This is a genomic window from Dehalococcoidia bacterium (assembly GCA_030648205.1).
Lineage (GTDB): Bacteria > Chloroflexota > Dehalococcoidia > JAUSIH01 > JAUSIH01 > JAUSIH01.
This window is the reverse complement of record JAUSIH010000044.1, coordinates 22,910-28,909: the sequence shown is the minus strand read 5'-3', so window position 1 is coordinate 28,909 and position 6,000 is coordinate 22,910. Positions and strand designations below refer to the sequence as shown.

Genomic DNA, 6,000 nt, shown 5'->3' with positions numbered 1-6,000 from the left:
GCGTTGGCTTGCTCTCGTTCCTCATCCGTCAGCCTGACCACGTACTTGAGCACTGACATACAGGGATCTCCTCCTTGTTCAGAATGCTCCCATCGTACACGAAGTTTTGAACTATTCAAAATTAGAGTGACTGAGTACTAGTCTTTGTTGATCCCTTTGGTCCCTCTGGGTTCCCGATGAAGCTGATAAAGCGCCTGGCGGAACATCGAAGCTCGGAAGTATTGATCAACTTCGCCTATCAGTCGTTGAACCAATGGTTCCTGAGCCAAGAGAACCATCATGCCCTTATAGACGAACTTTATGGAAATGACAGTTGGCGGAAATGTCTCCAACTGCCTGAAGGAGCAGAGCGTGAGAGATGCCTTGTGACTACCTACCAGCAAACCCTGGCGGACGTAGGCTGGAGAGGTGTCTCTTTCCAGATGGTCAATAAGCATCATCAAAGCCAATACTATCTGCTTTATGGGACCAAACATCACCTTGGGATGCGTGTCTTCAAGGAAGCCGCTTGGCACATAGCACCTGATGGCCAGTTTCAATATTCGGATCTGCGAAACCCTGACCAGATAGGCTTTCTTCGTGATGTGAATGAGGCGGCCACGATTGATGACCTAGCTGAGACCTTGGTGAATTCATACAAAGGCAAGGCAGTAGGAAAGGTGGAGCTAGACGAATTCACTGATTCCCACCCCACAGCGAAACTAACCCATCTGAGAAAAGCTTTAGATCAACTTGAGAGGCGCATCCCCTCTGCCATTGAAGAAGTGATCGTGCCAAATGACAAAAAGCGCCGCGAGGGCACGTTTCCCGACGGTTGCAAGGTGAAGTTCGCCAGCTAGGATGCAAAGGTATTGGTTATCATTCCTATCTGCATCCTCGCCCTCTCGCGCCGTCGCCATCGCCCGCCGCGCCTAACCTCACCCCCTCGGTCCCCCTCTCCGTCCGACGGAGAGGGGGAGGATAAGAGAAGGGGGACACCCCCTTTGACCCCCGGCATCCTTCCGCAGAAGGACTGCGCCCCCGTGCCTGCTGCCTGGCGCGCTCATCTCGCCGCCCGCCACCTCGCTGACCGGCCATCGCCTCGCCCGTCGGGGTGTGCAGAGGGGCGCAGCCCCTTTGACGGGGGCATTGGGGGTGACCCCCAGGTTCACTTTTTCTGTCCCCCTTCCTGCCAGGAAGGGGGACCAAGGATAGTGCCTCCTCATTGCACGGCCTCCCGCCGCGCTGTTTGCTGTACAATGCCATCCGGCGGGCGAGCGCCCGCTTGCTCGATTCCCTTGCCGCAGAGGAGAACGTCGAGATGGCAGGGCCTCAGTTCAAGTACTTCCCCAAGTTTGGCAAGATCACCGAGGAGGGGCTTGCCGAAATCCGCTCGTGGATGGGCAAGCAGTTCCAGTGCTACGAGCAGTACCACACCGAAGTCACGCGGGACAACATCCGCCACTACGCGACGCTCGGCCTCGGCGACGACAATCCGCTGTACCTCGACCCCGAGTATGCGGCGAAGACCCGCTGGAAGGGAATCATCGCGCCGTTCAGCTTCCCTTCGAGTTGCATGGGCCGGCGCGGCATACCGCAAGGCCTGCCCGGCGTCCACAACCTGTGGGCCGGCGGCGAGTTGACGTGCCCCGCGCCGCTGCGGCTCGGCACGCAGATCAGGTGCTCGTCGCAGATCACCGCCTTCGAGGAGAAGAGGAGCCAGTTCGCGGGGAAGATATACCGCCAGGAGACCACGCACACCATGCGCGACCAGAACGACGCGGTCGTCGCGGTCTACCGCCACTGGGCCATGCGGCTGGAGCGGGACGAGTCGCGGGAGCGCGGCAAGTACAAGGACATCACCCTCGCCCAGGTCACCGATGAGGATATGAAGAAGATTTACGAGACGTATGAGCGGGAGAAGTCCCTCCGGCGCGGCGCTGTCCCCCGGTACTGGGAGGACGTGCAGTCGGGGGAGAGCCTGCCCACGATGGTCAAAGGCCCGTACACCGTCACCGACATGATCGGCTGGAAGATGGGCAACGGATGGGACCAGTTCATCCGCGTCTACCGGCTCAAGTACGAGTACGCCAAGAAGCATCCCGGCGTCATGTATAAGAACACTCTGGGTGTGCCGGACGTCATTGAGCGCGTGCACTGGGACGACGACATGGCCCACGCCCTGGGCGCGCCCGGCGCGTACGACTACGGCTGGCAGCGGTTCGCGCTCGTCTCCCATCTTCTGCAGGACTGGGTGGGCGACGACGGCTGGGTCCGCAAGCTGGGCGGCGAGGTGCGCTTCTTCGGCGTCGTCGGCGACACGCTGTACCTGAAGGGTAAGGTGGCGCGCAAGTACGCCGCAGCGCGCGCGCACGGCGCGGAGGGGAAGGACCACCTGGTGGACCTGGACGTGTGGGTGGAGGACCAGCGTGGCCGCGTCATAGCGCCGGGCCACGCCACGGTCATGCTGCCCGCGCGGGCGGGAGGCGGCGGAGCGTCCGCCTGACGCGCTCCGGGTTTCCTTCGTGCAATAGTCCGTTCGCGGCGTCGGCCCGCGCAACCATGATACACTTGGCGCCGGAGCCAGACAGCGCAAGGAGGGGATAACGATGACCGACGGTAAGATTGGCGTGGACGCCCGCGGCGGGGACGCCGTTGCGACGGTGGCGCGTATCCAGGAGCTGGAGGAACTGGGCATTCACTGCGCCTGGCTTACCACCGGCAGCGAAACGCTCGACGCCCTCACCCTCTTCAGCGCCGCCGCCATGCGGACGAAGCGCATTCTGCTGGGCACGTGCATTGTCCCCACGTGGCTGCGACATCCCCTCGTAACAGTGCAGCAGCTTCGCGTGCTCGCGAGGGTAGCCCCCGGGCGCATGCGCTTGGGCGTGGGCCCGAGTCACAAGTCGAGAATGGAGGCTCTCGGAATTGACTTCAAGCAGCCTCTCACAGACCTGCGCGAGTACGTGCACGTCGTGAAAGCGCTGCTGCGCGAAGGCGCTGTGGATTTCGATGGGTCCCATTACCGCGCGCATGTCCGCACGAACGACCCTATTCCGAACGTACCGGTCATGGCCTCAGCGCTGCAACGGGGCTCCTATGAATTTTGCGGGGCGGAAGCCGACGGCGCCATCAGTTGGGTCAGCCCCGGTGTGTATCTGCGGGATGTGGCTCTCCCGGCGATGAAGATGGGAGCGCAGAAGGCCGGACGCCCTGCGCCTCCGCTGATTGCCCACGTCCCCATGTGCGTGCACGACAACGTGCAAGAGGTACGCGCCGCCGCGCGCGAGCAACTGAGCGGCTATCCTCACCAGCCCTTCTACGCCCGCATGTTCGCGGCGGCTGGCTTTCCCGAGGCTGGCGAGACGGGCCAGTGGAGCGACCGCATGATCGACGCGGTTGTGCTGTCTGGCAACGAGGAGCGGGTTGCGGCGCGCCTCCGGGAGCTATACGGGTGGGGTATCTCCGAAGTCATCGTGACCGTACTGTATCCCGGCCCTGACCGGAAGCAGACGTGGACGCGGACGACCGGCCTGCTGGGCAAGCTCTCCCGCGGGCGCGGCTAGGCATTCGCGCGCTACCCGCCCAACTAGCACATTGGGAGGCGCAGCCATGACGACGCTCCTTGAGGTCATGAACCCCCGCTCCGCCCTGCCCCCGAAGAAGACCGTGCTGGCGTCCCAAGCCATGACCACCCTTCGGGGCAGAAAGATCGGCCTGTGGTGGAACGAGAAGGTGAACGGGGACGTGGCCCTGAACACGCTCCGCGCCGTCTGGTCGAAGAAGTACCCGGACATGCAGTTCGTGGACTTCCGCCACGCCGCCTACATGCGGGCGGGCCACACCCGCGACACCCGCGTCTTCGACGCTCTTGAGGAGCTGAAGGTGGACGCGGTTGTCGCCACCACGGGTGACTGAGGCGGATGCACCGTCTGCCTTGTGCAGGACAGCGTGGAGATTGAGCGGCGGGGCATCCCCACCGTGAGCATCGTGGCGTCGTCGTTCTCGCGGGAGGCCGCCATCATGGCCCGCTCAATGGGGCTGGACACTCTGCGCCAGATCGTCGTGGAGCGCGCCCTGACGGACATGCCGCCGGACGATGTGCGGGAGGCGCTCGCGGGGCAGGCCGACAACGTTGAACGGCTCCTGACCGCCCCCGTCAGCCGGCCTCGGCTTGAAGGCGAGTCCCAGGAAGCGGTCGTTTCCTATTCGGGGACGGACCGGCACGCCTGCTGGGAAGCGATGAACGAGGACTTCCTGGGCCGCAAGTGGGCAGACGGCTTTCCGCTTATTGCACCCACCCCCGATCTTGTGGAAAAGATGGTGAAAGGGACTCAGCGGAAACGGGACGAGGTGGTGGTCCTCTTCGAGCCGGTGAAGGGGCTTGCCACCGTGGAGAAGGTGGCGGTGAACGCGGCGATGGCCGGCTGCAAGCCGGAGCACCTGCCCATTCTTCTCGCTGCGATTGAGGCGGCGCACCAGCCTCAGGCCTATACCGTCAACCAGTTCACCTCGACGTCCGCCGTGCACCCGTTCATCCTTGTCAACGGGCCGATGGTCAAGGAGCTAGGCATCTGCTACGGGCGTGGAGCTTTGGGCCCGGGGTATCAGTCGCGGGTCAACACGGCCATCGGGCGGGCCATGCGGCTGTGCATGATCAACCTGGGCCACCTGAACATCGGCGAAGGCGACATGGACACCATCGGGTCTCCCACAAAGTACGGCATGGTAGCGGGAGAGAACGAGGACGGCAGTCCCTGGGAGCCTTTTCACGTCGAGCACGGCTTCGCCAAGGAGGACAACGCCGTCAGCGTATTCGGATGCGACGGGCTGATTCCCATCATGGACATGAAAAACCAGGAGCCGGAGGCGATATTGATGATGTTCGCCCACTCCATCAACGCCATCGGAGCGGGCGCGACGTACTACTGGCTGCGAGGCTCCGACTGGAACCATACCCTGCTCATGGCCCCGGAGCAAGCCCGGAACGTCGCGCGGCGCGGGTACACCAAGTACGCCGTGAAGCAGTACCTCTTCAACAACGCCCTGCTGCCGTGGGGCGTTATCAAGAACGCCATCCCGGAGGAGTGGGTTGAGCCGGGCTGGAAGTGGCTGTACAGCAAGCCCGACGACTACATGGTGCGCATCGCTCGAGAGCCGGAGCAGTTCGACGTGGTCGTGATCGGCGGGCCTGTTGGGAAGTCACAGGCCATGCCGCTGTTCGGCAAGTCCGTCACGGTGGGAGTCCGGCCGTAGCGGCCGAAGGCGCAGCGCGCGGGCCTGTCGAAAGCATCCCAGTGTGGTGTCACGAAATTCGCCGTCACAATGTCATTGCGAGGCCCGATGGTTCGAATTCCTCACCACAGGCTCCGGAGGGCCGCCGCAGCGCGCGCGCACGGCGTGGCAATCTGGCGGCGGGGTCCCCCCTCTTCCAGATTGCTTCGTCCTCCGGCAAGCCGGAGTCCTCGCAATGCCACATCGTAAGCGTATTTCAGAAACGTGACACTAGCCGCGGGGCTACATCCCCTGCGGCTCCTCCTCGTCCTCGACCTCGAAGTCCTGGTCGCTGAAGATGCCTACCTCGCGTCCCTGGTGCACGACGACTACGAAGTCGTCGCGGGGCGAGTCCGCGGACATCACCAACTCCTCGTCAATGGCTTCGATAAGCTCCTGAATGCCTTCCTGGGTCATGTTCTCGCCCACGCAGAGGGTGGCGTGCACAAGGCTGTGCGTGTAGTGCAGGTCAACCCGGCCAACGGCCTGGTCCCCGTCGGTGATGATATAGGCCTCGCTGTGGGGCGTGCGGACATCGCGCTCAAAGTAGTAGTCGGCCATCTGGCTCATCCTCCTGGGGTTGTGGGGGACTCAGGAGACTAGGATACACCCTTTGCGAGCGGCCTGCGAAGGGGAAGGGACCTCATCTCGTAGTCCCCGCGCTATGAGGAGCGGGGGACCATCGGAAACCCAGGGGCTTCACCTCGCGCGCCCTCGCCAGGAGGGGATGCCGACTCTTGCGTGTTC

At 63.2% G+C, this 6,000-nt stretch carries 5 protein-coding genes and 1 pseudogene; 5 read left to right on the top strand and 1 reads right to left on the bottom strand.

All coding sequences use genetic code 11. From position 1 onward, the window contains the following. Positions 1-146 precede the first annotated feature (146 nt). The 5 genes and pseudogenes from tcmP (at position 147) to Q7T26_05270 (ending at position 5,235) form a co-directional block, all read left to right on the top strand. Positions 147-839 (top strand): annotated as a pseudogene (gene tcmP, locus Q7T26_05290) (three-Cys-motif partner protein TcmP). Between the two features lie 461 nt (positions 840-1,300). Further along, positions 1,301-2,485, top strand: coding sequence for a MaoC family dehydratase N-terminal domain-containing protein (locus tag Q7T26_05285; GenBank protein ID MDO8531569.1), 1,185 nt, complete (start codon positions 1,301-1,303; stop codon positions 2,483-2,485). 103 nt (positions 2,486-2,588) lie between these two features. Then, positions 2,589-3,545 (top strand): LLM class flavin-dependent oxidoreductase, encoded by a 957-nt coding sequence (locus Q7T26_05280; protein ID MDO8531568.1) that lies wholly within the window; start codon positions 2,589-2,591, stop codon positions 3,543-3,545. A gap of 46 nt (positions 3,546-3,591) precedes the next feature. Beyond that, a complete protein-coding gene (locus Q7T26_05275) occupies positions 3,592-3,897 on the top strand; it encodes a hypothetical protein (protein ID MDO8531567.1) in 306 nt (101 codons plus the stop codon). Positions 3,898-3,918: 21 nt separating this feature from the next. Continuing rightward, complete coding sequence (locus Q7T26_05270) at positions 3,919-5,235, top strand: hypothetical protein (protein ID MDO8531566.1); 1,317 nt, start codon at positions 3,919-3,921, stop codon at positions 5,233-5,235. A gap of 261 nt (positions 5,236-5,496) precedes the next feature. On the opposite strand, the gene Q7T26_05265 is transcribed toward Q7T26_05270, so the two are convergent. After that, a complete protein-coding gene (locus Q7T26_05265; protein MDO8531565.1) occupies positions 5,497-5,814 on the bottom strand; it encodes a hypothetical protein in 318 nt (105 codons plus the stop codon). Positions 5,815-6,000 lie beyond the last annotated feature (186 nt).